A 25,265-nucleotide genomic window follows, 5' to 3' on the forward strand; every position below is an offset into this window, starting at 1 on the left:
GCAGACCTGAGTATATCTAACGCTGCCAAACATGGTATTTGAAAAAAGTACAATCTAAATCACTCACAGAAATCTGTTACGAGAATCAGTTCTTCCCGGTGAGTCCGATGCCTCTTTTTGCATAAATCTTTTAAGGCAATTTTATGGTGAAACAAGGATTAAACGCTCAAAAAAACGTTAAAACAGGCATTAGGTGTTTGACTGTGCTACCACTCAGCCCGCTGACAATAAAAAGCGCTGATTTTCGGCGCTTTTTGTTTTGTAGAGAGATAGCGATGTCGAACACTTTAATGGCGTGGAGCATAGAAACAATGTGAATTTTAATATCGCCTATACCGGCGATTATGCAGATCAACTATTATCTGTCAGGTATTTTTCTGTCGGCAAGCTTTGTTGGTGTCACCCCAAATTGTTTTTTGAAAGCGTATGAGAAATGAGATAAGTTTTCAAAGCCAACTTCGTAAAAAATATCAATTGGCTTCCTGTGTTTTTCAGTAAGTGGATAATGTGCCAATTCTAAACGCTTTTTAGTTAACCAATTTTGTGGAGTTGTATTGAATGCCCTTTTAAAATCCCGTTTAAAAGTTGTTAAACTTCTGCCTGTCAAATAGCTAAACTTTTCCAAAGGCATATTGAACATATAGTTCCGTTCCATAAATCCAGCAAGGTTGATTTTGTTTGGTTCAGAAAAGTCAGATAAAATGTTGTCAATTCCCTTATTTATGGAACGCAGGACAGTAACAGCTTCCTGTATTTTCAACTTAGAGAGTTCTTGCGGTAATTTATAGTCCAATTCAAAATAGGGAAGAATGGAAGCAAAAAAGCTATCTCATAAAGGGCTTTTCGGCAACTGAATAATTTTACCACTTTTGAAAGTTGAAGTGACTTTCAAGTTTTTATTTTCGTAAAATTCCCTTAAAATCTCATTAGTTAGCTTTATTACAATAGCCTTATAAGGCAGGCCGTCCTTTTCATATTTAATTAGTGTGGCTATTGGCCACATCATTTATACCTGTTTCGACATGAAGAGTTTACATCAAAGTATTATGGGTGAACGGGTTCGATATCACGCAATACAGCGGATTATCTAAAACAAATAGACATTCCCTATACTTTAATGAACAGTACCATGTATGCTGACATGATCCCCTTTCTTGTAGGAAAGGATATATTAAATAATGGTATTTCCATTCCAGCCGGAAATGGCAGAACTCCCTTTTTGCCAATAAAAGAAATGGCTGAAGCGAATGCCGTTGTATTGACTACTCCAGGTCATGAAAATAAAGAATATGTCATCGCTACAGAAATCGCTTTCTCCGCCGCTGAGATCGCTGACCTGCTATCAGACATTACCGGAGAAACAATAGCTTATCACCAACCGGAGGTAAGTTCATATTTCGTAGAGCTTATCCAGACCGGTGCTTTTCTCCAGAAAACTTCCATTGCTTTCTGAATTGCTTCATCCTCGTTGAATTCCAGGGTCCTTGCCATATCGGAGACAAAGGTAAAACGATTGATTTAAAATGTGATTTTTTTTTCACCCAATTAGATGTTGATCTCTCATGAATGACAATCGCACCGTTCTTAAATTATTCCAACAGAGATATTTTATTATGATCTTACACTATCCCCGCTAAGCGCTACCGAGAAATTCACTACCTTTTGTTCCTCCGACACGTTGCGCACCTGCGCATTCCTTGTCAGCCTTCCAATGATTTTCATAATCGAAAAGTTTTAAAATGTTAATCCCTTTTATTTGCTGCCCCAATCGCCCAAAATTTATTCGGCAATGAGAGGGGGGCTGTTCGTTTTGCCTTGTAGTTGCTGTTTGATATTGTTGTTCATACCTGACATTTTTTTATTCGTGTAAAGAGCCGGAGTATGCTGGTTTCGTTTCAAGGGCAGAATAAGGCTGTCACTCAGGGAGTAAGTGTAAGTAGCAACTTTGTACCATCAATTTTTAGCAAAAGTAATTCACCAGCGGATTAGCTAAAAACGGAAAAAGGCCGCATCTTTTGGTGTGAAACAAAATCGATGTCGGCCTCTTAATAAAAACAGAGTTTTTATGTGGTACAAAGTTAAAGAATTATTTGAATCGGGCTTAAATGTAAGTCAGATTCATGTGGAAACAGGATTGGATCGGGCAACAGTCCGCAAGTACAGGTCGCTTTCTGAAAAGGGTTTTCATGATTGGATTTCCCGTCCAAGAAATTTACCTAAGAAGCTTTCTGTTTATTATAACTATGTCAAGGAGAGCCTTGAACTGCAACCCTATTTGTCTTCGTCGCAAATAGAAGACCGTCTGATGGAGCGCTATCCAGATCTTCCGGCAGTGCACAGCAAGACCATTTATAATTTCGTAAAGAATATCCGTCTGGAGCATGGTCTAGTCAAGTACAAGGATAAAGATGCCCGTGACTATGAAAAGCTGCCCGAGACACCTTATGGTCAGCAGGCGCAGGTAGACTTTGGCCAAGCTTTAATGCAGAACGATACGAGTTATCAGATGAAGGTATATTTCTTTGCTATGGTATTGAGCCGGTCCCGGCAAAAGTTCATTTACTTTCAGCGTCACGCATTTACTACTGCCACAGCTATTTATGCCCACGAATTAGTTTTTGAATTCTTTCGTGGCATACCCGGGGAGATTATTTATGATCAGGATCGGGTCTTTATCCAGGAGGAAAATTTGGGCGATATCTTGCTGACCGATGGCTTTCGGAGTTTTTGTGACAGTAATCCTTTTAAGCCTATATTCTGCAGAAAGGCAGATCCGGAGTCAAAGGGGAAGATAGAAAACGTGATCAAGTATGTAAAACACAACTTTCTGCGAGGCCGTCTGTATAAATCAGTTGGGATCTTGCAAAAAGAAGCATTGGAATGGTTGAAACGTCGCGGCAATGGAAAAATACATGGTAGTACCGGTAAAATTCCTCAGAAGGAATGGCTGATTGAACAAAGGCACCTGCAGCAAAATACCACTGCTCCAGTATTGCCTAAAACGATGCTGCCTGAATACTTTGTCCGTAAAGACAACTGCATTACCTACCGGGGCAATTATTATAGTCTCCCTTCAGGAACTTATAGCGGGCCGGGCGCCAAAGTATTGCTGGAAATTAAAGGAAGCAGCATGTGTATTTATAGTGTAACCAGACAGGTACTGGCACAGCATGTAATATCTCAGCAGAAAGGCTGCCTTGTACGTTTAGAAACCCACAGAAGACCCAGTGGTATAAAAGTGGAACAAACCCATGCGGAGGTTACCGCACTCCTAAACCATAATAACGCAGCCCTTTATCTTTCTCTTTTGAAAGAAGATCGGCCCCGGTATTTTCATGACAGCTTAAAAGTGATACTTAAAGGTCTGAAAGGCGCTTCACAACAAGCGATGGCTATCACTCTGGATATTTGTCTGGAAAACAAGATCTACAATGCTTATGAATTTGGGCAGGTGCTCAGCCTTCAAAAGAGAATGTATAACCCAGAGTCTGGATATCTGAAAATGGCGATCCGCATGCATCCTGATCATTTACAACAGGGCATGGACCCAGAAACAAGTAATATCAATTACTATGAATCAATACTTAAATAGCAATGGAACAAATCAAACAAATTAAAGCACATGCAGAAACCCTGCGGCTAACTAATCTCAAAAGAGCACCCGAAGAGATCATACATCAGGCGCAGCTGGATAAACCGTCCTATATGGACTTTATTATGGGAATATTGCAAACTGAGGTAAACTACCGTAAATCAGCAGATCTGGAAAGAAGAATCCGACTGGCTAAACTTCCCAAACACAATGATCTGGATACCTATGACTTTAACGTATCCAATGGAATCTTGAAGGCAGAACTTGCCCAATTAAGAGAATTATTGTGGCTAGAGCAAAATTATAATCTCATATTGATGGGGCCTAGCGGTACCGGAAAAACATATCTAGGGGCAGGTCTGATCCATGATGCACTGATCGCCGGATATCGGGCGTACTTCCTGAGCATGGAAGAGCTCACCAATATTCTTAAGATGAAAGACATCACGGTATCTGCTATGAATGCCTATAATCGTCTCTTAAAAGCTCATGTGCTGGCGATTGATGATATTATGCTTTTCCCAATCAATAAGGCGCAAGCTGTGGCTTTCTTTAATATGATCAATCATCTCCATGAGCAAGCCTCCATTATCATAACCACAAATAAATCTCCAAAACAATGGGCTGAAACTCTAGAAGATGAGGTGTTGGCTACAGCATTACTGGACAGACTACTCTATCGATGTGAAGTGGTCAAGCTGAAAGGTGCCAGCTACAGAATGGAAAATAGAAAAACTATTTTCCCAGAGAAAACACAGGAAATAAAACAGGTCTAATGCTTATATTTTTTGGTTAAAAGTGGTGAATTACTTTTGCTAAAAATTGATGAAAGTAAATTTGCTATTTACAGTAAGGTTTTGCGCAAAAAATACTACCAACCAACGGGAGTGATTTTTTGCCAAACCCGGAGGACCTGACCTTGAAACCCAAAAAGGGGGTGGCCATAACTTCGCCCTTAAGAAACGGTGACCAGCACACGGCTCGCTGCAAAGGGATAAAGTGGAAGGGATATACGGCAAAGCATCACCGCAAGCCGGGACAATCCTGCCTGCCGATGCCCTAAACTATCTTTAGTATTTCTATACGATGTGTTTGACGCTGCCCGCTAAAGTGCTCCTACAGGTATTTATGAAAGCAAAAATCCGGCACTTGCCGGATTTTAAAAAAATATTATACATTAAATAGAGGATGCAGTTTTAACAGTAACGCATCAGGGATTAAAAAAAATCCTTTTCTGAAAGAAAACATTGCAGTGTAAAGCCCGGCCGCAGGGATGCACAAACGATTTATTTAATATGTGTAAGAAAAACTATAAAGGGCGCAAGCTAATATCATCGTCGTTACTAAAATTGAACCGCCGCGTCAGAAAGTCCTGTATCGTGGTAAAATCGGGATAGGCGGATTTACTTTCAAGATTTCAGTTGTTTAACATCACAAGGGCTACCTGTTTCAACTGGAAAATAAAAAGGTTTCCATAAAAATAATCAGGGGCACTGTATGTTATTATCACGTTTATCTGTTTTCGCGATCCGATCTAATGTTGTCTTAAGCTCGGCTTGCACTTCACCCATGGATATGAAAGCTTTGCCGGCCGTATCATCGATGTTCCTTTTAAACAATAACAAAGAGCACTGTTTGTAGTATTTTTATTTACGGGCGGATTGGATCACGGGCCGAGCACCTGTGCAAAGGTTTCTGATATCAAGTTAATACCACGTGATGATCACCTTTTGACAAATTAATGAAATAATAGGGTTTTAAAATAATTAATAATTATTACTGCCTAGGGTGAAGGCTCTTATCCATACTGTATTGCTTCTAAACTTAATTTTTGCCTTTCAGTTTTTTCATAAACTGCCCAAAAGCTGGTTTCAATTCTTCAAAGAGAGCATTGTCTTTGTACTTCAGCATGACTTCACTGAAAAGTTTAATCCCTAATGCAAATTCCATTGCTGCTTCGCTGTCTTCCAGAATATTTTTTTCCTGCATTTTTTCTATTATGCCGAAAACATCATCATGGTTTTCAAACTCAAATTCCAGTATTTTTGTTGCGGGTCTACCATCCTTTAATTCTACTTCCTGTAGATGGATCTTGTAAACATTATTCTTTTTATTCATTTCAATATTTAAATTTATAAGTTCATTAGTACTGATAATAATTAAACGATCCTAACTTATTGTGTCAAGCTATTTAATCAGGTTTTTGACTTCATTCGACTCAGAGTTTCCGGTGACATATTTAGATAGGATGCCACTATTTTGTTGGGCAAACGCTTTACAATCTCCGGATTCATAGTCAACAGTTCCTTATACCTTTCAGCTGCATCTTTCATGATCTCCCTGTGATAAATACTCAGGTTGTTCAGATAAGCATATTCCAGGTATTTCCGGAAAAACTTCTCCCATGCGCCGATCAGGTTCAGCAAATAATAAAAGTCCTTTCTACTGATCCTTAACAGCTGCGTATCCTCCAAAACCTGGAGCGCCTCCATCGATGGGTTCTGCGAAATAAAGCTTGCCAGTCCGGTTGCAAACTGGTTTTCAAACGTGATATTCCTGGTCATGTCTAATCCATCGTCCCGAACGAAAAAGATCCTTACACATCCTTTAACAACGAAATTCATATGATCATTAACCTGCCCGATCTCGACCAGCACCTCATTGCGGAGGTGGCTGGAAGGCTTGAAATAATCCAGGACCAACTCCAGCTGTTCATCTGTTAAATAGGTTACATTACGTATATGATCTGCCAGCTTTTCTTTACCTGTGGTCATCAAACAAATTTAAGCATTTATAGAGAGTGAGGCACTTTTATCAACATAATAATCTCGGGAGGCCAGCGCAAGTCCTATGAGCGCAGCGATCCCACCCATTAAATAAATATTTTCGTAATGCGTGCCTCCGGCGATCACACCCGCAATTGGTGCGGTAAGCCCCATACCCAGATCAAAGAAGGCGTTGTAAGCTGCCATTGCCATTCCCCTGTTAGCCTGCGACACGTGCTTAATTGCCAACTGCCCGAACGAAGGAAAAACCAAAGACATCCCGCAGCCGGTTAGCACGGCACCTGCTATGGCGAAAATACCGCCGGGCGCCTGCCAGATCAGTAGCTGGCCAATCGCTTCTATGGCCAGACAAACGATAGCGACCCTGGCCCCGCCGAACTTATCAGGGTAATGCGCAAAGAATAATCGCATTACGATATAGCCTGCCCCAAAGGCGCTGATCGCCAGAGAGGCGTTAGCCCAGCCGCGTTGCAGAAAATATAGTGTAATGAAAGAAGCGATACCACTAAATCCAATACTGGCCAGCGCAAGTCCGGTTCCTGCGCCCCAAACCAATTTTACAGCTTTGTAAAAAGGAAGTCTTTTTTCCAGCTGGGGTAAAGGGATATTGGGAAGAATATTGGTAACTAGAAAGCTAACGAACGGCAACAGGGCTATGCCTGCAAAAGAAAAACCAAGCCCGAATTTAGTTTGCAGATAGATACCGAGGGGAGCGCCCAGTGCCATACCACCGTGCATTCCCAATCCATTCCACACCATGACCTTACCCGTGTTCTTGCTACCCACTAATAAAAATCCCCATGCAAAGATGCCGATCACCAGATAACTTTCTCCGATACCGAGTAAAACCCTGCCTAAACATAACAGGATAAGACTAAAAAATGCCTGGGAATGGAACCATAGTGAAATTAGGCAGAAAATGCCTGATAATGCGGACAATCCAAGCCCGATCGACACCGTTATCCGTCCGCCTTTAGCATCGGCCGATTGGCCGGCTAAATGCCGGGTCAGTAAGGTTGCGACATATTGAAGCCCGATAACGGCCCCGACGATAATATTGTTATAACCGAGGGTGCGGTGCACAAATTCCGGCAGCGTACCCAGGGAAATACCCATGATCAGGAATTCGCTGAAAATGATGGCAAATATGACCAGTAAACAATTGGTAAGGGGGATACTTTTGTTTGGATTAGCTACAGACATAATAGGATTGACTTTTAATGGTTGATTTCCGTGGCAAAGCTAATCCTATGCATTTATGTACACATTGATACAGATCAATAAATGGAGCGCTATAGGCATCTTTTTTTATTTAAACATACTGCCCATTACAGCCGCTGTATGGGGGCTTCAACCTAAGTAATATGATTTGGAGGTTAGTTCGTTTCTAATAAATTGCAACTCGCCTTATTTTTCGCTAATTTTCTTCATATATTTTTTCCCCATTCTTCCATTGGCGGAGCTACCTTATGCGTGGTTAGACAATAGTCCGTAATGGCATATTCTATTCTGACAGGATAGTCATCAATTATTGTTCTGCTGATCAGTAAATTCTCTTCCAGATGTTTCAGTTCTTTCGACAAGACGCGGTTAGTTATTCCAGGAATGGAACCAGCAATATCATTAAATCGCTTGTTACCACTGTAGATTGACAAGAGAACCGGAAGTTTCCACTTACCACCAAGCACGAATAGGGTATCTTGAATGGCTTTCATTTTTTCTTTGAATCTTGTTTCTTCATCTTTTTTTGTTGAAGTACTCACAAGGCATTAAGTATACTTTAGGATACAGGTATCAAATGTATACTTTTATTACCATACTTTTGTTGGACAATCAAATTATTACATCATTATGAAAACAATATTCATTACCGGGGCTTCATCCGGTATAGGGAAAGCAACGGCAAAGTTATTTCAACGCGAAGGCTGGAATGTTATTGCTACTATGCGCAACCCCGGAAAGAAACCGAACTAACCCAATTAGAAAATGTAACGCTCTTGCCACTGGATGTTACCAATCCTGGACAAATAAAGTCAACAGTGGAAAAAGCCACTTCCTTATTTGACGTGGATGTTGTGCTAAATAATGCAGGATTTGGGTTACTGGGCGCTTTAGAAGCTTTTACCGATGAAAACATTGTGCAGCAGGTAAATAGTAATTTTTTGGGAACCGTTCGTGTAACGCAAGCGTTCATTTCAAATTTCAGAGAGAATAAGAAGGGCTTATTTATCAATGTTACCTCTATTGGCGGACATACCGGTTTTCCATTTACAAGTATTTATAACGGCACCAAATGGGCTGTGGAAGGCTGGAGTGAGTGCCTGTCAATTGAACTATCTCTGTTTAATGTGGGTGTAAAAACGGTGTCGCCGAGCAGTACCAATACAGAATTATTTAGCCATAACTCTGATGTGGCCCACCTGCCATTTTATGAGGCAACCGAGAAAAAAATGATAAGCATGATCAAGCCAGCTTCCACTCCCGATGAAATTGGCTCAGTTATCTATGAAGCGGCAACTGATGGCAAAGACCAGCTGCGTTATTTTGCAGGAAAAAGCGCAAAAGCAATTTATGACAGAAGACAGGAAATAGGCGCTGAGGCATCCGTAAAGGAAATCAAAAAAATGTATTTGGAAGCTTAAGAGGTATGAACAGTAACATGAAGGTGTTCTCTATTAGGCTTAGACACGGTTAAACCATCATAATCTGTTTTTACAAAGGTTAGTTATTCTTTTAAAGAGAACTAACCTTTGTTTATTTTCAGAGGAACCGTATCACAAGGTCTTAGAGACGCCAATGGTATTGCGAATCTGCCGATTTACACTGATTTCAAAAACCGGCCATGCAAAAGGCCGGACATGCCGGCCTTAAAAGGATAAAATAAAACAGTAAAGTGACCTTATTTATTTTCTTTCAGGTAGGCCTCGACATCCTGACGGTCGTTGCCCACAGCTTTAATAGCTGCCCTTACCTGGTCGCGGGTAACCGCCCAGTTTTTCAGCCACGTGATCCAGTTCAAAATCTTCGCTACCTGAGATCTGGCTATGGTCGCGGCCATCCCTTTTGTTCTTGTCGTCTGACATAATATTATTGTTTAAATTGTTTATTTATTTTTCGTTATCAGGTATGGACATTCCGCGGCGATTGATTACCTCGTTCCGGAATTGCGGACAATCAGTTCCGGAACACTTTGACCATTAATTCATTGATTATAAATTTGAATTTCCCTATAGTGATTACGCAAATCGGTGGTTTACATCCTACGGAATCCCCTGGTCAAGCCGCCCGGAATATCCAATTTGAGGCCAAATACTATATCTGTGATAATTGAAAGATTATGGTCATAATGAAATTTTTGAAGCCTGCAATGACTCGGTTGATTTCGGAGATCATTAAATACAATTGCTAAATCAGGTTTGGAATGGATCGAGTACTGCCAGATATTTAACACAATCTCTTTTGCGACATCTTGCAGGGTATAGCCGGATTTGATGATTTTTTGCTTCACGCTTGGTGACAGGTGTTCGATTACTTCTACCACAAGCACAGTAAATTTCTCTTTATGGAAATCAATTGGTAATCTGAAGATATTGCTTCTGATTTTTTTAATTCAGTTCCTTCCATGACTATGGCAAGTCTGAACGGACGTTGTTCATAGTAGCTATCTGGAACCAATAAATTGGATTTGATATAAAGTTCACCGGCCGCTTTTTGCAGTTGGTTCCTGACTGCCTCTAAAGAGCAATCAAATCCATTTTTTAATAGATAGGCCTGCTCCTCCAGAATTTCTATTTCAAAATAGAATATTTTCAACTTTAGGGTGGTGCTTAAAGCCATTACTGAATTTTGTTGATTACAAAACTAAATATAATCAATTACCTCCAATGAATTTGGTTTCGGTTTAAAAATGAGCAAATGTTTTTACGGATTTCTAAATCCAGATATTTAAATGAACGTGCTCATCTTTAATAAATTATGCATATTAATCTTTTTTAAGGCATACTTTTTGTTAAATGCAGTGTGACAACCCTCTCTTTACATACAAGTCGATAGAATCTTTATTTTAATCAGTTTAACAGGCAAATGGGCACTATAGTTTTTATCGTTGAAGACAATGAGGATATTGGTTATATATTGGATTTTTATCTTTCCGATGAGGGCTATAAGGTTTCGGTTTTCTCGAACATAACTGCTTTCAAAGCAGCGCTAACTCTTAACAAACCAGATATATTTATTTTAGATGTAATGCTTCCCGATGGGAATGGAATTGATCTTTGCAATGAGTTAAAAAGTGACCCAGAATCACGCGATCTCCCGGTGCTAATGATGTCCGCCAATACTACGGCTGAAAAAGTTACCGATAGTACCAGGGCTGACGGCTTTATTAAAAAGCCTTTTGATCTATTAGCAGTACAGCAGGCGCTTTACAATACATTGTTGGATCGGTGAGGCTACCTTTCTATAACAATAATGTAATAAAGATATGCCAAGCCTGTGTTCTCGGCATATCCACATAATAATTTGAGGTTAATTTGTAATGAACGCTATTATTCAGGAATGAAAATTCACTTTCCTATAACATGGTTATATTAGAAGTTAATAGTCTTTTGAGAATTCCTTAGAGTGCTTCATGCCAGAAATACTACGACAGCCTAAGCAGGCGGTAATGATTAATTAAAGGATAAGAAAAAATATTTTACATATAAATCTAAAATTCAGTGTTTTAAAAATTAGATATGGTTTTTTATTAATGGAAATCAAAATAGGATTTGAATTTGTAATATAATAATATATCTTTGCCTCACTTTAAAATACCGGCAATGGTATTGTCGCTAAAAGGCTGAAAGTTCTCAAATTATTTATCTGCTAAACGTTGCAGATCTTTAAAAAAATGGTTCGAGATTTTTCCCGTAGGGGCTCCATCTAACAGTAAGGGCTATCTTTTGTTTGCGCAGGCGGTATATAGAGCTTTACATATCCCTGCCATCCAAGATGTTACATCTACTGCTGTGATGCCTAGACCGCAGCTTCCTTTAGGGAGTTATTTAACTCGATACCGTTTAGCTTAGTTTATTGTTTGAAGCATTTGGGAGGCTAATCCATTTGGCTCGAGAATAGCGCACTTTAAAATTCAATGTCGTTAACACCGTATCACCATCCACTGCAAAGATGCGCCTCAAGGTAGGATTGTCGTGGGTAAAGTAAAACGAGTAGGGTTGATTATGAATGATTCTGTTTTTATTGCGAAGTATCCGGGCTATCGCTTCTTTATTAGGCAAGTAACGCAGGTTTTCACCATCTACGCTAAACAGGTAGTTTGCGCAACGTATGTATACAATCATCGCTATTATTTCCTTTACTGCCATGATGCGTAACTTTTACCCAATTGCAGCTTAAGGGCCGCTGTGGTGAGTAGTTCAGATTCAAGTCCGGCGACAATATTGTGGGGATGAGCGCAGCCAGCCAAAGGATCTTGAACCCATTCAAATCTGTTATCAGGGAGATACTAATACCATTGTCTACATTCCCATCCTCCTCCCAATTTTCCAAATCGAAATCCATCGATTTAATATGGTAATCCTCCCCCTTAGCGGCCTTGGCTACGCTTATTTCCAGACTTTCTTCTTTTCCAGTGCCAGCTTAGGTTCAGCATGCTGTTTCGCAGTTTGATAATATAGTTTATATCTTATTATTTCATGATTTCCCACTGTATTAAGCCGTAGAATAACATCATTAACCGCTGTTTTTTCGTAAATCTTATTGTTCGGCTGCTTTTATTTTAAAAATAATCAATTCTTTGGGGTGATTTTAAAAAAATATCAGTTTGTATTATTGAATGACCAATTCAATAATCAACTAAACCAATTAACATGATCAGAAATTTTACTAAATCATTTTTTTATCATTTATTAACCGTCTCAATACTTTGCTGTAGTGCATCTGTATTTGCACAAGGACGAAGGATAACTGTAGAAACGGCTTTAAATGCCATTTCTACAAAATACAAAACCAAGTTTGCTTACAGACATGGTATCGTAGAAAACAAATTTACTACTGGTGCAAGCCTTAATGCTAAAACACTGGATGAAGCACTCAAACTTGTACTTTATCCTAACGATTTGTTGTTTCTTTATGTAAGCGAAGGAAATTACACCATTATTTCACGAAATGCGGAATTGAGAAATCAGCAATCCGGCGCACTTAATGATACGCCCTCTGCAAATGATGGCAGCATCTTTATTACAGGACTGGTTTCTGACGAATCCGGAAATGCTATGCCAGGTGTTACAGTAAAGTCTAACGGAGCTAATAATTCTGTAGTAACCGATGCTGAAGGCAGGTTTTCGTTCTTTGTGCCGCAAACGGCTACAGAAGTAAGCTTCTCTTATTTAGGTTACGACCGTTCTGAAGTTCAGTTACAGGGTACTGGTAAAAGAGTTTCTGTAAGGCTTAAGCCTTCTTCGGGTAACAATCTGCAGGAAGTAAAAGTGGTATCTACTGGTTACCAGCAGATTTCTCCGGAGCGCTCTACAGGTTCTGCTGTGGTCATTACTAAAAAAGATCTGGAAAAAATTCCGGTAGCTAATGTGATCCAGCGTTTGGAATCAATGGTTCCGGGTGTAAAGATCAATGTTACTGCGGGGGATATCAGTTTTGCCTATAGAAATACCAATCCATCGATGAACAGTTCTACAAGAACGATCGGGAGTACAGAATACGGTATCAATATTCGTGGAAGAAGCACCGTATCTCCATTTGCGGAAAACAATCCGCTGATCGTAATTGATGGTGCTATCTCAGAGATCGACCTGTCAGCACTCAATCCAAATGATATTGAAAGCATTACCTTTCTTAAAGATGCTGCTGCAGCTTCGATTTGGGGCGTGCGTGCTGCAAATGGTGTAATTGTAGTAACCTCTAAAAAAGGAACGGCTAACCAGGCACCAAATATCAACTTCTCTACAACATTCTCATTGAGTGGTAAACCGAATCTCGACTACCTCAAAATGATGAATGCTGCACAAACAATCAATCTTGAGCAGGAGATCGCTAACAAAAACATCGTTCCTGCTCCAAGTGCCACAACAGCTTTTAGCCCATATGTGGGACCTGTAACCGACTTAACTTTCAGATTACACGCAGGCACAATTACTCAGGCACAGTATGATGCACAGATTGCACAGTACAGTACGATGGACAGCCGCAGTCAGGTGAGTGAATATTTGTTACAACCGGCCACAAGCCAGCAATACAATCTGTCAGTAGGTGGTGGCGGTACCAACTCAACATATTTTTATTCAGGTTCATACAGTAAGGAGATTCCTAATGATGTAGGCAACGAAGCCAGCAGGTTAACAGTAACACTGAATAATACTTTCAATCTTTTCAAAAAAGCAAAGCTGACAACTATTTTCAGAGGTTCGTTCTTTAACTACCAAAATAACGGTGTTGGGTTGTCCAGTTTATACAGACCAACTGCTAATACCTTATTGTCATACAACCAACTGGTGGATGACAGCGGGAACAGGGTATATACCTCCAGAGCATATTACTCGGGCTGGCAAAATACGCTGGTCAACAGAGGATACCTGAACTGGAATTATAACGCGCTGGATGAAATTGATAATGCGGATAATACCAATAAGGTGAACAACTATTCCTTCAGTGCAAACCTGAATGTGCCAATTTTCAAAGGCCTATCAGTCAATGGTTTTTTTAACAACGAACGTAGTTTTGGTACAAGCAGGTCATTCTACAACGAAAACACCTACTATTACAGAAACCTGGTAAATTCATATACCCCGCTGCCGGCAACTGCAACAGCAAGAGCTGTCAACTCTCTGGGCCTTTCTCCGGGTGCAGGTATTCTCAACCAGATCAGCTCTACAACAAATAACTATACCGTTCGCGGCCAGTTAAACTACGACAATACATTTGCAGGTAAACACCAGCTCAATGTAATTGCCGGTTCTGAAATCAGGCAGACCAATGCTGGTCAGGGAGGTTCTACACTATACGGTTACAACATGGGTACAGGCTTAAATTCATCTGTAAACTATCTGGCACCATATACTTCAATTCAGGGATATACAACCTCTATTGGTGGCGCTCCATATCAGCAGGACAGAATCAGGAGGTACTTATCTTACTATAGTAATGCAGGTTATACATTTAACGGTAAATACACCGTGTCTGCCAGCGCGCGCTATGACGACTACAACAACTTTGGTGTAGACAGAAGCCTAAGGGCTACACCACTCTGGTCAACCGGTTTAAAATGGAACCTTGCAAAAGAGTCGTTCATGAAACCACTGTCATGGATCAATAGCCTGAGCCTCAGAGGAACATATGGTGTGAACGGAAATATTGCAACGGGCCTTTTTCCTTTTACTGCGATTAGCATTGGCTCTAATGACCCTAATACAGGATTGCCAACGGCATCTATATCTGCTCCGGCCAATCCATCACTGCGCTGGGAAAAAACTTACGTAACCAACATTGGGCTTGACCTGGGGATGCTGAATAACCGGATTGGGGTAACTGCTGATTTTTATAAAAAACATGGCAAGGATTTGTTCTATGAATTTCCTATCAACGGAACATATGGGCTACTTAGCCTGAACAGAAACTCTACAGAGTTAAAAGGAAAAGGGGTAGACCTCAGTCTAAGAGGAACATCCTATACCAGCAAGGACTGGGATGTAACGAGCGTGCTTAATTTCTCGTACAATACGAATGAAATTACTGATGCAAGATTTGCTCCAACTTCTTCAGTATACAGTAATCCTGCATATGGATCTCAGCTTAAAGGATATGCTACTGATAAAATGTTGGTGTACAAAAATGCCGGCCTGGATGCCAATGGTTTAACCAGGATCTTTGATCAGAACGGAAATATAGTGCCGGCCAGCGGGAACATCAGCTCGCTGGATGCGCTTACTTATGCCGGACGTACCAATGCTCCATATTTTGGAAGCTTTAACACCTCGGTCAGGTATCGTGAATTTACGCTGATGGCCATTGCAACCTACCAGTTTGGCAGCGTATTTTTAAGACCAACGGCCAATACCTATCCAAGTTCCCGACAGGGCTCAGTTTATGACCTCGCAGCAGATGTTGCAAAAAGATGGCAGAATCCCGGAGACGAAGCGTTTACGAATGTTCCTGGTATTGCAGGTACTTTCGCCTCATCAAGTTTACTGCGTTATCAGCAATCAGATATCAATGTGCTGAAAGGCGATTATATCCGCCTGAGAGACCTGTCACTCTCTTACCAGATTCCTGTAGCAAAAATTACCAATGCAGTAAGGGCTGCAAACTTTGCCTTCTCTGCACGGAACCTTGGTTTCTTATGGAGGGCTAATAAGGAAGGAATTGATCCTGATATCAATGGTGGATTAAACAGTACGACTTTAGGACTGCCGCCAGTAGTATCGTATAATTTCACTTTAAATGTTAACTTCTAATCCCGCAAAAAATGAGATCAATATATAAATACTTCATCTTCACTCTCACAGCACTGTCGCTTTCAGGCTGCAAGAAATATGTAGATATCAAAACGCAGGGCAGCCTGGTGCCTGATCAAACTATCAATTACAGGTATCTTTTAAATAATGCAAATTCATTCGAACCTGTTCCCAGCCTTTCAGACTATGCTTCGAGTGACATCAATATCAATGATGCATCGCAGATAACCGGCCTTTCAAGTTTGTTTTATGGATGGTTTACGGCGGCATATACTTGGTCGCCGGTTATTTACGCTGTGGGTAATCCTTCTTATGAGCAGGATGTGAACTGGAATTCCGCCTATACAAAAATCCTTGCTTGTAATACCATTATTAATGAACTTCCCGGAAGTGTTGGACCTGAACAGGATAAGGTGCAAATGACTGCCGAAGCGCTGGTACACCGTGCTGACGCGTATCTGGTATTGATCAATAATTATGCAAAGCCTTATAATGCTTCTACAGCGTCAACTGATTTAGGCGTACCCTTACTTACTGTGCAAACCGTTACACAAAGTTTAAACAGGGCTACTGTCCAGGCAGTGTATGATCAGATCATTGCAGATCTGACAAGGGCTATTCCGGGACTGCCCTCTACGCAGCTGTACAATAACTTGCCTTCCCTGGCTTCGGCATACGGAGAACTCGCACGCTGTTATCTCTATATGAACGATTATGCCAATGCATCCAGATATGCAGATCAGGCACTGGCACTTAGGAGTACATTAGATGATCTTTCTGTGCTGACGAGTGTAACAACTACCAATTACCCGCGCCGTATAGCAGATCCTGAAATTTTACTTTCTAAATTACCTTTCAATGGATCGGTAAGATATAGTCCAACAGCCTTAAAGATGAGTGATGAATTTCTGGCCCTGCTGGGAACAACAGACCAGCGCTATACGCTCTTTTCAGCTCCTGCCTCTACGATTAGTTCTGCATATACAGGAAGGTACTATTCAAAAGAGATCGCAGTGGGCGAAACGCGTAACGAGGGCCCTTCTGTACCGGAGATGCTGCTGATCAAAGCTGAAGCCTCTGCCCGCACAGGTGATCCTGCCAACGCGATGCTGTGGGTGAACCGTTTGCGTGTACGAAGGTTCAGGCCGGCAAATTATGTCCCGATGACCGCAACTTCGGCAAGCGATGCACTGGTAAAAGTGATAGACGAACGCAGACGTGAATTTTTTGGACTGCAACTCCGCTGGTGGGATATGCGCCGTCTGAAAGATGAAGCCCCGTTCTCCAAAACTTACACCAGGGTTTACAATGGAGTTACCTATACGCTGGCACCAAACAGCAACAGGTATACCTTCCCGATCGCTCAGACACTTATTAATCTGAACACTGAACTGGAACCTAATCCTTAAAAAAACACACAATACCATGGCAGCTGATTTACAATCCGGCTGCCATTTAAATTTACATACACACCAATGAAACAAAAAAGTTTAGTATTAATGCTGCTCTTGTGCAGCGTATTCAGCGCATTTGCGCAATCCGTGTATCCCACAAATTTCACCTTCTTACCCGAAAGACCCGAGAATGGAAGTCCGGTGCAACTGATTTATGATGCAAAAGGTACACCGCTTGCTGGCAAAAAAAACATCAGCGCAGTAGTTTATCAATACAAGAATTATAAATGGGTAGGAACAGACCTGGCCTTTACAGGGGCAGGCGATATATGGAAAGCAAATTTTAAAACCCCGGCAGACTGCGGACTCATCGCGCTGAAATTTAAATCGGGCGACATCGTTGACAACGGACACGACCAGGGATATTTCCTTCAGCTGCGCGACAAAGAACGCAAAGGACTAATGGCACCTGGCGGTTATGCCGGATGGGGACTGGCGCGTTCACCAAAATTGAACCTTGATATTCCCGGGTATATCAATTTTAAGGGGATCAGCGATACGGCAAGCTATTATTGGCTAAGCCAGGAAATCGTGTTTAATCCTAAAGCCAAAGGCGAACTTGTAATTCCCTATTCAATTGCATTGAAGGGTTTTATGAAAGAGGAAGCTACGCCTAAGCTGATGCTGGCTGTAAGATATCTAACCAGAGCTGATGCAACAGAAGATGAATTGCTCAAAGCAAGAACAATTACCGGAATGCTGCTTAATGACACCAAAAGAAAAGATTCTATAGAGACAGTGCTTAAAACTAGATTCCCAAAGGGCAGCCTTGCCAGGCTTGCAGCTCACAGAAATATTAATGCCAGCCGCGAACTGCCAGCTGTCCTTAAAGCTTCGGAACAATTCCTGGCCGATTTTCCGATAACTACGAATGCGCAGTTTGATGATGATAACAGGATCAGTTACGGTGTAGTATATCAGAATATGATCCTGGTGGCTACGGCAGTCAACAAAAATGATGACTATCTTAAAAAATATGCACCTGTATTACCTTACAGTGTGGTTGGTAATATGTACTATAAAAGTATCGAGATTCCGTACAGCCGGAAGGATAGAACACCGGCAGAACTGATGCCGCTTGCAGATCTGCTGATCAAGCGATATAATGACTTTAAAACAAACAGGCCGCCAGAATATATGTACATGTCTCCTACAGAGTGGGCGTATGAATTTGATCACTCGCGTGCAGGACATGTTTTTCCTGTGCAGATAGCCCTATTGATGGCTGCCGGAAGAAATGACGAAGCCATGCAATTTGCCCTGCTTGCACAAAAGTATCTTCAATATAACAATGCAACGGTTAATGACCAGTATGCCCATCTTCTTCAGAAAAAAGGGGATAACAAATCATTGCAGGCAGTGCTTACAAAAAGCTTATATCTGAATCAGAGTACTCCCGAAATGCTCGCGATGTTAAAAAGCAGCTATGTGAGGACGCAGGGTTCCGAAAAAGGTTTTGATGCCTACATAGAATCGCTTAAAAACCCTGCAGACAGAATTGCAGCGCAGAAAAAAGCGGCTTCAGAAATGATGGACAAGCCGATGCCGGACTGGAGCATGAAAGATATGAATGATAAAACCGTCACTTCTGCTCAGCTTCGCGGCAAAACTGTAATTATGGATTTCTGGGCTACATGGTGCGTGCCTTGTAAAGCATCTTTCCCCGGAATGAAAATTGCCGTTGAAAAATATAAAAATGATAAGGATGTGGTATTCTATTTCGTGGATACCGAAGAGAGAACTGAAGACTACAAAGCTGAAGTGAAGAAATATATCAAAGACAATCATTATCCATTTAATGTGCTTTTTGATAACAAAGCAGAAGGTGCAAAAGCTACTGGGGAAGTATTTGACCGTATAGCCAAAGCTTTCAAAATTTCAGGTATCCCGCAAAAGCTCTTTGTAGATAAAAAAGGGAACTTAAGGTTTATCTCGATAGGATATAATGGCAGTGCAACAGGCCTTGCTGATGACATTTCCATGCTTGTAGAACTTACTAAATCAGCTAATTAACATGAAAAATTATATTTTACTATGCTGCGCTCTCCTGATATTTAGCGTTGCTGTGAAGGCACAGGAAAAGGCGGCATTTACTGCAGATACCGTCAGCTTTAATAGCCCTGACGGTAAGATTACATTCGCCGGAATTTTAACCCGTCCCAAGACAATTAAAAATGCTCCGGCTGTTGTGATTGTTTCCGGATCCTATCAACAGGACAGGGACGGCACTATGGCCGGCCATCCTCTGTTTAAACAGATCGCAGATTATCTGAGTGCCAATGGAATTGCGGTACTGAGACTGGACGACCGGGGTACGGGCAAAACTACCGGGGTATATCAGACTGCAACCACAGAAGATTTTGCTGATGATGCCTTAACGGCAATTCGGTTTTTAAAAGAAATCAAAGGTATTGACCAAAAGCGTATCGGTTTATTGGGCCATAGCGAAGGTGGTGCAGCGGCTGCAATTGCTGCCGCTAAGAGTAAGGACGTTGCTTACATTGTTAGTATTGCGGGGCTTGCTACTTCCGGTTATGAATCCCTGATCAGGCAGAATGAAGACCTGGTAAATGGATCACAACAAACCGAGGTAGATAAAAAGCGTTCTAATGAAATCAATGGGATGATGTTTAAAGTGGCTTATAAATATGCCAAGTCTGACAGTCTGGAAAGTGTGCTGAATAAAACATATGCCGACTGGAAGCTGAAGGATGACGCTTATTTCAAAACATTGAATATCCAGTATGACCATTTCCGTTTTCCTGTTTATAGTTATGTGAAGACAGCAACAGGGCCCTGGTACCGCTATTTTGTAAGGTATAATGCAGCTGAAACACTCAAGAAAGTTCATGTGCCGATTCTGGCTTTAAATGGTGGTAAGGATCTGATGGTGAATGCCGAGAGCAACCTTGCCAACTGGCAAAACTACAGTGCTGCGGGAGGAAACCGTAAAGTGAAAACCGTATTGCTCTCCGGTTTAAACCATTTGTTTTTACCCTGCCAAACCTGTACGCTGGCAGAATACCGGACTATCAATGCTGATTTTTCTGTGAGGGCGCTCGACATCATTACCCGCTGGGTGCAAACGATGTAAATTGGAGGATTTGAGTGATAGCTAGGAAAGCCTGGATAAAATGCAATAGCTATTTGATCCAGTCTTTTCTGCTTATTTTGCCTGTAAGATAATTGTTGTGCTGTCTTTTTTAACGTTTGCATTCAGGATATTGGCAAGCACAAATAATACCGTCTCTCCGCTTTTGAAAGAGATCGTCCCATCAATCTGTACCTCGGCCATTGCAGGATCGCTTAACACCACGCGCCTGCCGTAGACATCCGCAAACTCCTGCAGGATATCTTTCACTTTGGTTTTCTGCATTTTTCTATTGCCATCAACCCATGCATGTTCTACAGATGGGTCGGCCTGAACAATTTTTAATGCTTCTTCGGTGGTTTCCAGGGCCATTTGTTTTGGTTGCAGAATATAGTGTTTCCCTGAAACCAATGACAGTACACTCACACGCCCCTTAGTGAGGGAAATTTTGGCGGTTTGATTCCTGTCCTTCACATCAAACTCTGTACCTAGCACTTCGATATGCAGACGATTGGTGTTCACAAGGAACCTGTCTTTGTCAGCAACATTTATAGGATCGTTATTCAGATGCACCACTTTGAAATAAGCTTCACCTTTCAGCTCTACATGACGGCGGTGATTGATCCGCCACAATAATGGATATTTGATTGATGAATTGGCATTAAGCATCACGATACTGCCGTCTGGCAGGGTGACACTCTTTTTTTCTCCATATCTGGTAATTACCGTTACGTTTGCGGTGTTCAGCCAGAAGCTCAGCAGCACAAAAGCGAGAATTGCTGCGGCGCTGCTTATAGAAAGGTAAAGTCTGCGTGAAACCGTCTTTTTGCGCTGCTGCTGGTCAACCGATTGTTCGATCCGGGCCAGCAGGTCAGTTTCAAAGCTGGCGGGCATCGCGATCCGTTTTGCAGTAAAGATGAATTTCAGTTCTTTTTGTGCTGCACGGTAAGCCTCAAGGTTTACTACAGAATTTTCGTATGCTGTCCAAAACCGCGTATCTTCCGCATCGCCTTCTCTCACGAACCTGATAAACTCAGGATCATTTAAAAAATCTTCAGTAGTAAAGGATTGATATTTTTCAGCCTGCATTTGTGATTTGTTATTCGCCCTCTTTGTATAGTAATAAACACCTTTTTCATTAAAATTACCCCATCGCAACGAAATTATTTTAAAATATTTGAGATTTATAGTGTATCAGCATCCATATAACTACCGCTTTATCTGCATTCATTATAATTTTTAGGGCATCCAGAGCCCTGGCAGATAATTTATAAGCACCTTTTACAGAGATATTCATGAGGTCTGCAATCTGTTCATAACTCATCTCTTCAAAATATTTCAGATAGATAATTTCTTTTTGTCTTCCCGTCAGCTGGTCTAAAGCATCATTTATTCTCCGGGATTGGGCAACTGATTCTTCTTTGTTTACCTGCGCTGATTCTGCATTAAAATCAAGTACAAAATCATCAGGATTGTGGAATTCCTCTTTTGGCAGCCGGTCTTCCTTCGCCTTATAAGAAAGGATTGTATTCCTTAATGACGCGATAAGGTAAAATCTAATGTTGTCTGTTTTTCGAACCGTTTTATGATTAAGCCATAATTTGATGAATAGATCATGTATGCAGTCGCCCACCTGGTTTTCATCTTTCAGAATCCTCATTCCATACTCATATAAAGCCCCTACATAGGTATTATAGATCGCCGTAAAAGCATCTCTATCTCCTTTTGTAAAACTGAGCCACAAACCGGATGCGTTTCCCTGGCGTTTCAAATGCGTGTGTTAAGATTAGTTTATGCAAATAAAAAGATAAGTCTTGAATAAGATATAGAATGAGATACTTTTCTTTTAAATAATGTTGGTCTATAAATCAGTTCAAAAAGCCAGTCCAATTAAAATCTAAGGGTTTACAAGAATAATGGCTTGCATAATCATTATGCGAGATCTTCAGATTTTATTCAACGACATTGTAGATTATTGTTGCAATTCCAGTGTCATCGGCACTAAGGATGATATATTCAACTGAATTAAGCTTAATTCTGATGCTAATAATAGCGTGGAGAATTGTCCGCCGGATCCAATACCAGCATTGTTGATTAGCATTTGTACTTCCATACCCCTCGCTTTAACCTCGTTAAATATCCCTGCTGCTGCCTCTGGTTTTGAAAGGTCGGCTGCGATGAACTGCACATTTATGCCAAATTTTTGGAAAGTTGAGCGCATTGTTCTTCCAGTTTTTGGGCATTGCGTGCTACAAGTAAAAGGTTGTGTTTCCGATCAGCAAGTCTGTTTGCAATTGCCTCTCCAATTCCACCAGATGCACCAGTTATTAATGTTACTTTCATTTCTATTCTATATACTACAAATTACGGCTAACAAACAGATTTAAAGTATCTATATGTCGGAAGATTGTATTCGAAAGTCAGCCCTGAGGTTAGGATGAACAGGATAATTTGCTGTTTCAAATTCACCACGCTCGGCATGGACCTGCAAAACCCCTGCGCTCAAAGCCCCCTCGCTGTTCTCGCTTTTAGCATTTACGGAAAGGTTTACCGTGGTTTATTGCAATTAGCGCAGTATTATTACTTTAAAACCAGATTTTACTTTTGTAATGCGTGGTCGCTATGTTAAAAGGTGATATTGGCCTATATTACGACGCTTCTTCCATTTCCGATGTTATGGCGTATTTTTCGCGTATTAAGGCAATGTCTGTGCTTATTTTTGATTCTGTAACTTCATCTATTGTATGTTGGACGACAAACTTTCCCATTAACGGAGCCATATCTTCGCTCACTTTGGAATCTAACACTTTAGCGTACAATTGTGTAGGATTATTTTCCGCCAATGTACATAAAAAAAAGCCTGGGCAGGTACTTTATTAAGGACTGGCGAAATAAACGGATACTGCAAGAGTTGTGTAAGAAGTCACGTGTTGCCAACAACACCCCGTAAGCTTCGTTGAGGTGAAGCATAACTGGACATTCCGCGGCGATGGATCACCTCGTTCCGGAATTGCAGACAATCAGTTCCGGAACACTTTGACCATCATAATTCATTGATTATAAATTTGAATTTCTCTATACTGATTACATAAATCGGTGGTCTCCATCCTACGGAATTGCCTGGTCAAGCCGTCTGGAATATCCAACTATTAATCATAACTGACTTATTAATGTCTTGACCAGACTTGTGTGGAATGTTGTACTTTCTTTAAATTTTGCGCACATTAGTCATTTAGATTATTAACATGGTGGATTCTTACACTTTAAATGGCCGGATTTGGATTGAAAACTCAGCAGAAAAGGTTTTTGGTCCGGGACGTGTCGAACTATTGGGAAAAATTCAAGCAACTGGATCTATTCGGCAAGCAGCTTTACAAATGAAAATGTCTTATAAGCAAGCGTGGGGTATGATCAACCATATGAACACCAATTTTACAGCTCCCGTTGTAATCAGTAAAAGAGGCGGAAAAGGTGGTGGCAATGCAGAAGTAACGCAACATGGGATCAATGCGATTGCGCGATTTTATGCTCTCAAGCAAAAATTTAGTGCATTTCTTGAGGACATTAATCAATCCATCGTCTTATAAAAGTATTGAACTATTTATGTTAATTCTGAAAAATAATAATATTTAATATCTTCGTTATATAAATGAAAACATAACGAGCTTTCAATGAAAAAAACTTTACAATTTTCTTTTCTGATTTGCATGTTGTTAACCTCGAAATATGGTTACGGGCAAAAGATGGATAGCGCTAAAAGAGTCTTTCAACTAGGTCAAATAAATATAATTGGAAACAGCGATAGCTTAAAGACGAATAAAATTTCTGCAGAAAAGCTTCAAAAATACAACAGGCTTGATGTTGCGCAGGCTTTAAACCTGTTGCCCGGTGTAACTTTAACGGCTGTTGGTCCTAGAAATGAATCGGCTGTTACTATTAGAGGATTTGATTTACGAGAAGTACCGGTGTATTTAGATGGTATTCCTTTGTATGTGCCTTACGATGGTTATGTGGATCTAGCCCGGTTCAACACCTTCAATCTTTCAGAGATTGTAGTCGCAAAAGGCTACTCGTCAGTTTTGTACGGCCCGAATGCAGAAGGAGGAGCTATTAATCTGATTAGCCGTAAACCACTAAACCCCTTCGAAATTAATGCAACCGCTGGGTTTCTTAGCGGAGGGTATCGATTGAATACCAATATTGGTTCCCGAATAAACAAGTTTTATTTCGAAGTGGCTGCCTCTCAATTAAAGCGTGATTTTTATCCTGACCTCCCCCCGAAAAACCAGACCGCTGAAAAGTCGAAAAAATCCGGGCAATACTGCTAAGTATTAAGGGGATTGGACCGATAAATGCATGGATGACTCTAGCATATACAGAAAACTTCACCAGTTTTCAAGATGCACGAAAGTATGCTGTTTATGTCGGTGTAATACCGTTTGACAATAGTTCCGGTACTAGTATCAAGGGGAGAAAACAGGTAAGTCATATGGCGAATAAAGAATTGAAGCAGGAATTGAATCAAGCTGCCAGGGTTGCAATACTGCATGATGCGGAAATGAAAGAATATGCTGCTCGTAAGCTAAAAGATAAGCATTTTGGAGTAGTAGTCAATAATGTTAAATTCAAATTAATCCTACGGATGTTTTCATTGGTGAAAAGAGGCGAAATGTATGTGGAAAATTACCAGCGAGCAGCTTAAAAGACTATTTTAAAATAAATTTGGATATATCTGAAACCTAGAATACATGCAATCCAGGAATACAGAGACTGTAAATCGAACTGTGTCAACTCTTGATAATCAAGAGTAAGAATAAGTAAATTAGTATAAACTTATGGACACAATGAACAGTAAAAAACCATTTGATTTTGAAC

At 40.8% G+C, this 25,265-nt stretch carries 25 protein-coding genes; 13 read left to right on the plus strand and 12 right to left on the minus strand.

All coding sequences use genetic code 11. The annotated features are described in order from the left end of the window. Positions 1-358: 358 nt before the first annotated feature. Positions 359-760: a helix-turn-helix domain-containing protein gene (locus tag FN831_RS28010; protein ID WP_221931414.1), complete on the minus strand. Its 402-nt coding sequence runs from the start codon at positions 758-760 to the stop codon at positions 359-361. A 357-nt stretch (positions 761-1,117) separates the two neighbouring features. Between FN831_RS28010 and FN831_RS26230 the strand changes: the two genes are divergently transcribed. The 3 genes from FN831_RS26230 (at position 1,118) to istB (ending at position 4,368) form a co-directional block, all read left to right on the plus strand. Then, complete coding sequence (locus tag FN831_RS26230; protein WP_221931415.1) at positions 1,118-1,453, plus strand: Rossmann-fold NAD(P)-binding domain-containing protein; 336 nt, start codon at positions 1,118-1,120, stop codon at positions 1,451-1,453. Positions 1,454-2,065: 612 nt separating this feature from the next. Continuing rightward, positions 2,066-3,592, plus strand: a complete 1,527-nt coding sequence (istA, locus tag FN831_RS26235; protein WP_142531186.1) for an IS21 family transposase — start codon at positions 2,066-2,068, stop codon at positions 3,590-3,592. Positions 3,593-3,594: 2 nt separating this feature from the next. Continuing rightward, on the plus strand, positions 3,595-4,368 hold the full coding sequence (istB, locus tag FN831_RS26240) for an IS21-like element helper ATPase IstB (RefSeq protein ID WP_142531187.1): 774 nt from the start codon (positions 3,595-3,597) through the stop codon (positions 4,366-4,368). A gap of 1,048 nt (positions 4,369-5,416) precedes the next feature. On the opposite strand, the gene FN831_RS26245 is transcribed toward istB, so the two are convergent. From FN831_RS26245 to FN831_RS26260, 4 genes are all read right to left on the minus strand, one after another. Beyond that, the gene (locus FN831_RS26245) at positions 5,417-5,710 is read right to left on the minus strand and encodes a DUF3861 domain-containing protein (RefSeq protein WP_142531188.1); all 294 of its coding nucleotides are present in this window, start codon (positions 5,708-5,710) and stop codon (positions 5,417-5,419) included. Positions 5,711-5,787: 77 nt separating this feature from the next. Next, positions 5,788-6,366: a Crp/Fnr family transcriptional regulator gene (locus tag FN831_RS26250; protein WP_142531189.1), complete on the minus strand. Its 579-nt coding sequence runs from the start codon at positions 6,364-6,366 to the stop codon at positions 5,788-5,790. A 9-nt stretch (positions 6,367-6,375) separates the two neighbouring features. Continuing rightward, positions 6,376-7,581: an MFS transporter gene (locus FN831_RS26255; protein WP_142531190.1), complete on the minus strand. Its 1,206-nt coding sequence runs from the start codon at positions 7,579-7,581 to the stop codon at positions 6,376-6,378. 224 nt (positions 7,582-7,805) lie between these two features. Beyond that, entirely contained in the window at positions 7,806-8,093 is a 288-nt protein-coding gene (locus FN831_RS26260) for a winged helix-turn-helix transcriptional regulator (protein WP_142531191.1), read from the minus strand. A gap of 136 nt (positions 8,094-8,229) precedes the next feature. On the opposite strand from FN831_RS26260, the gene FN831_RS28315 reads away from it, so the two are divergent. Both FN831_RS28315 and FN831_RS26265 read left to right on the plus strand, forming a co-directional pair. Beyond that, positions 8,230-8,352, plus strand: a complete 123-nt coding sequence (locus FN831_RS28315; protein ID WP_262711904.1) for an SDR family NAD(P)-dependent oxidoreductase — start codon at positions 8,230-8,232, stop codon at positions 8,350-8,352. Between the two features lie 23 nt (positions 8,353-8,375). Beyond that, positions 8,376-9,020 carry an SDR family NAD(P)-dependent oxidoreductase gene (locus FN831_RS26265; protein ID WP_262711905.1) on the plus strand — a complete coding sequence of 215 codons (645 nt, stop codon included), beginning with the start codon at positions 8,376-8,378 and terminating at the stop codon, positions 9,018-9,020. Between the two features lie 257 nt (positions 9,021-9,277). Here FN831_RS26265 and FN831_RS26270 read toward each other — a convergent pair whose 3' ends face one another. Further along, complete coding sequence (locus tag FN831_RS26270) at positions 9,278-9,436, minus strand: DUF3606 domain-containing protein (protein ID WP_221931416.1); 159 nt, start codon at positions 9,434-9,436, stop codon at positions 9,278-9,280. A 476-nt stretch (positions 9,437-9,912) separates the two neighbouring features. Continuing rightward, positions 9,913-10,215 carry a hypothetical protein gene (locus FN831_RS26275; protein WP_142531192.1) on the minus strand — a complete coding sequence of 101 codons (303 nt, stop codon included), beginning with the start codon at positions 10,213-10,215 and terminating at the stop codon, positions 9,913-9,915. A 246-nt stretch (positions 10,216-10,461) separates the two neighbouring features. Here FN831_RS26275 and FN831_RS26280 point away from each other — a divergent pair, with 246 nt between their 5' ends. Continuing rightward, positions 10,462-10,827, plus strand: coding sequence for a response regulator transcription factor (locus FN831_RS26280; protein WP_142531193.1), 366 nt, complete (start codon positions 10,462-10,464; stop codon positions 10,825-10,827). Between the two features lie 611 nt (positions 10,828-11,438). Here FN831_RS26280 and FN831_RS26285 read toward each other — a convergent pair. Beyond that, a complete protein-coding gene (locus FN831_RS26285) occupies positions 11,439-11,744 on the minus strand; it encodes a hypothetical protein (protein ID WP_142531194.1) in 306 nt (101 codons plus the stop codon). 504 nt (positions 11,745-12,248) lie between these two features. Between FN831_RS26285 and FN831_RS26290 the strand changes: the two genes are divergently transcribed. The 4 genes from FN831_RS26290 to FN831_RS26305 all read left to right on the plus strand — a co-directional run bounded on the left by FN831_RS26290 (position 12,249) and on the right by FN831_RS26305 (position 20,393). Beyond that, positions 12,249-15,845, plus strand: a complete 3,597-nt coding sequence (locus FN831_RS26290; RefSeq protein ID WP_142531195.1) for a SusC/RagA family TonB-linked outer membrane protein — start codon at positions 12,249-12,251, stop codon at positions 15,843-15,845. Positions 15,846-15,856: 11 nt separating this feature from the next. Further along, positions 15,857-17,254, plus strand: a complete 1,398-nt coding sequence (locus FN831_RS26295) for a RagB/SusD family nutrient uptake outer membrane protein (RefSeq protein ID WP_142531196.1) — start codon at positions 15,857-15,859, stop codon at positions 17,252-17,254. Between the two features lie 66 nt (positions 17,255-17,320). Then, on the plus strand, positions 17,321-19,312 hold the full coding sequence (locus FN831_RS26300) for a TlpA family protein disulfide reductase (RefSeq protein ID WP_142531197.1): 1,992 nt from the start codon (positions 17,321-17,323) through the stop codon (positions 19,310-19,312). 1 nt (position 19,313) lies between these two features. Then, positions 19,314-20,393, plus strand: coding sequence for an alpha/beta hydrolase (locus tag FN831_RS26305; RefSeq protein WP_142531198.1), 1,080 nt, complete (start codon positions 19,314-19,316; stop codon positions 20,391-20,393). A 72-nt stretch (positions 20,394-20,465) separates the two neighbouring features. On the opposite strand, the gene FN831_RS26310 is transcribed toward FN831_RS26305, so the two are convergent. The 4 genes from FN831_RS26310 to FN831_RS26325 form a co-directional block, all read right to left on the minus strand. Beyond that, positions 20,466-21,479 carry a FecR family protein gene (locus FN831_RS26310; protein ID WP_142531199.1) on the minus strand — a complete coding sequence of 338 codons (1,014 nt, stop codon included), beginning with the start codon at positions 21,477-21,479 and terminating at the stop codon, positions 20,466-20,468. A 79-nt stretch (positions 21,480-21,558) separates the two neighbouring features. Further along, the gene (locus FN831_RS26315) at positions 21,559-22,161 is read right to left on the minus strand and encodes an RNA polymerase sigma factor (protein ID WP_142531200.1); all 603 of its coding nucleotides are present in this window, start codon (positions 22,159-22,161) and stop codon (positions 21,559-21,561) included. 201 nt (positions 22,162-22,362) lie between these two features. Then, positions 22,363-22,611, minus strand: a complete 249-nt coding sequence (locus FN831_RS26320) for an SDR family NAD(P)-dependent oxidoreductase (protein ID WP_142531201.1) — start codon at positions 22,609-22,611, stop codon at positions 22,363-22,365. Continuing rightward, positions 22,581-22,733 carry an SDR family NAD(P)-dependent oxidoreductase gene (locus tag FN831_RS26325; RefSeq protein WP_142531202.1) on the minus strand — a complete coding sequence of 51 codons (153 nt, stop codon included), beginning with the start codon at positions 22,731-22,733 and terminating at the stop codon, positions 22,581-22,583. The genes FN831_RS26320 and FN831_RS26325 overlap by 31 nt, the downstream gene beginning before the upstream one ends. Before the next feature lie 902 nt (positions 22,734-23,635). On the opposite strand from FN831_RS26325, the gene FN831_RS26330 reads away from it, so the two are divergent. From FN831_RS26330 to FN831_RS26340, 3 genes are all read left to right on the plus strand, one after another. Next, positions 23,636-23,977 (plus strand): winged helix-turn-helix domain-containing protein, encoded by a 342-nt coding sequence (locus FN831_RS26330; protein WP_142531203.1) that lies wholly within the window; start codon positions 23,636-23,638, stop codon positions 23,975-23,977. An 84-nt stretch (positions 23,978-24,061) separates the two neighbouring features. After that, positions 24,062-24,718 (plus strand): TonB-dependent receptor plug domain-containing protein, encoded by a 657-nt coding sequence (locus FN831_RS26335; RefSeq protein WP_142531204.1) that lies wholly within the window; start codon positions 24,062-24,064, stop codon positions 24,716-24,718. A 32-nt stretch (positions 24,719-24,750) separates the two neighbouring features. Further along, positions 24,751-25,092, plus strand: coding sequence for an IS110 family transposase (locus FN831_RS26340; protein WP_246101771.1), 342 nt, complete (start codon positions 24,751-24,753; stop codon positions 25,090-25,092). The last annotated feature ends 173 nt before the right edge of the window (positions 25,093-25,265 follow it).

The sequence above is a fragment of the Pedobacter westerhofensis genome, from assembly GCF_900182595.1.
Lineage (GTDB): Bacteria > Bacteroidota > Bacteroidia > Sphingobacteriales > Sphingobacteriaceae > Pedobacter > Pedobacter westerhofensis.

What these genes read in the sequence shown, in the direction of transcription:
- FN831_RS26230 (WP_221931415.1), top strand. Translation starts at nt 1,118, where the DNA reads ATGAACAGTACCATGTATGCTGACATGATCCCCTTTCTTGTAGGAAAG.
- istA (WP_142531186.1), top strand. Translation starts at nt 2,066, where the DNA reads ATGTGGTACAAAGTTAAAGAATTATTTGAATCGGGCTTAAATGTAAGT.
- istB (WP_142531187.1), top strand. Translation starts at nt 3,595, where the DNA reads ATGGAACAAATCAAACAAATTAAAGCACATGCAGAAACCCTGCGGCTA.
- FN831_RS26245 (WP_142531188.1), bottom strand. Translation starts at nt 5,710, where the DNA reads ATGAATAAAAAGAATAATGTTTACAAGATCCATCTACAGGAAGTAGAA.
- FN831_RS26250 (WP_142531189.1), bottom strand. Translation starts at nt 6,366, where the DNA reads ATGACCACAGGTAAAGAAAAGCTGGCAGATCATATACGTAATGTAACC.
- FN831_RS26255 (WP_142531190.1), bottom strand. Translation starts at nt 7,581, where the DNA reads ATGTCTGTAGCTAATCCAAACAAAAGTATCCCCCTTACCAATTGTTTA.
- FN831_RS26260 (WP_142531191.1), bottom strand. Translation starts at nt 8,093, where the DNA reads ATGAAAGCCATTCAAGATACCCTATTCGTGCTTGGTGGTAAGTGGAAA.
- FN831_RS28315 (WP_262711904.1), top strand. Translation starts at nt 8,230, where the DNA reads ATGAAAACAATATTCATTACCGGGGCTTCATCCGGTATAGGGAAAGCA.
- FN831_RS26270 (WP_221931416.1), bottom strand. Translation starts at nt 9,436, where the DNA reads ATGGCCGCGACCATAGCCAGATCTCAGGTAGCGAAGATTTTGAACTGG.
- FN831_RS26275 (WP_142531192.1), bottom strand. Translation starts at nt 10,215, where the DNA reads ATGGCTTTAAGCACCACCCTAAAGTTGAAAATATTCTATTTTGAAATA.
- FN831_RS26280 (WP_142531193.1), top strand. Translation starts at nt 10,462, where the DNA reads ATGGGCACTATAGTTTTTATCGTTGAAGACAATGAGGATATTGGTTAT.
- FN831_RS26285 (WP_142531194.1), bottom strand. Translation starts at nt 11,744, where the DNA reads ATGGCAGTAAAGGAAATAATAGCGATGATTGTATACATACGTTGCGCA.
- FN831_RS26290 (WP_142531195.1), top strand. Translation starts at nt 12,249, where the DNA reads ATGATCAGAAATTTTACTAAATCATTTTTTTATCATTTATTAACCGTC.
- FN831_RS26295 (WP_142531196.1), top strand. Translation starts at nt 15,857, where the DNA reads ATGAGATCAATATATAAATACTTCATCTTCACTCTCACAGCACTGTCG.
- FN831_RS26300 (WP_142531197.1), top strand. Translation starts at nt 17,321, where the DNA reads ATGAAACAAAAAAGTTTAGTATTAATGCTGCTCTTGTGCAGCGTATTC.
- FN831_RS26305 (WP_142531198.1), top strand. Translation starts at nt 19,314, where the DNA reads ATGAAAAATTATATTTTACTATGCTGCGCTCTCCTGATATTTAGCGTT.
- FN831_RS26310 (WP_142531199.1), bottom strand. Translation starts at nt 21,479, where the DNA reads ATGCAGGCTGAAAAATATCAATCCTTTACTACTGAAGATTTTTTAAAT.
- FN831_RS26320 (WP_142531201.1), bottom strand. Translation starts at nt 22,611, where the DNA reads ATGCGCTCAACTTTCCAAAAATTTGGCATAAATGTGCAGTTCATCGCA.
- FN831_RS26325 (WP_142531202.1), bottom strand. Translation starts at nt 22,733, where the DNA reads ATGAAAGTAACATTAATAACTGGTGCATCTGGTGGAATTGGAGAGGCA.
- FN831_RS26330 (WP_142531203.1), top strand. Translation starts at nt 23,636, where the DNA reads ATGGTGGATTCTTACACTTTAAATGGCCGGATTTGGATTGAAAACTCA.
- FN831_RS26335 (WP_142531204.1), top strand. Translation starts at nt 24,062, where the DNA reads ATGAAAAAAACTTTACAATTTTCTTTTCTGATTTGCATGTTGTTAACC.
- FN831_RS26340 (WP_246101771.1), top strand. Translation starts at nt 24,751, where the DNA reads ATGACTCTAGCATATACAGAAAACTTCACCAGTTTTCAAGATGCACGA.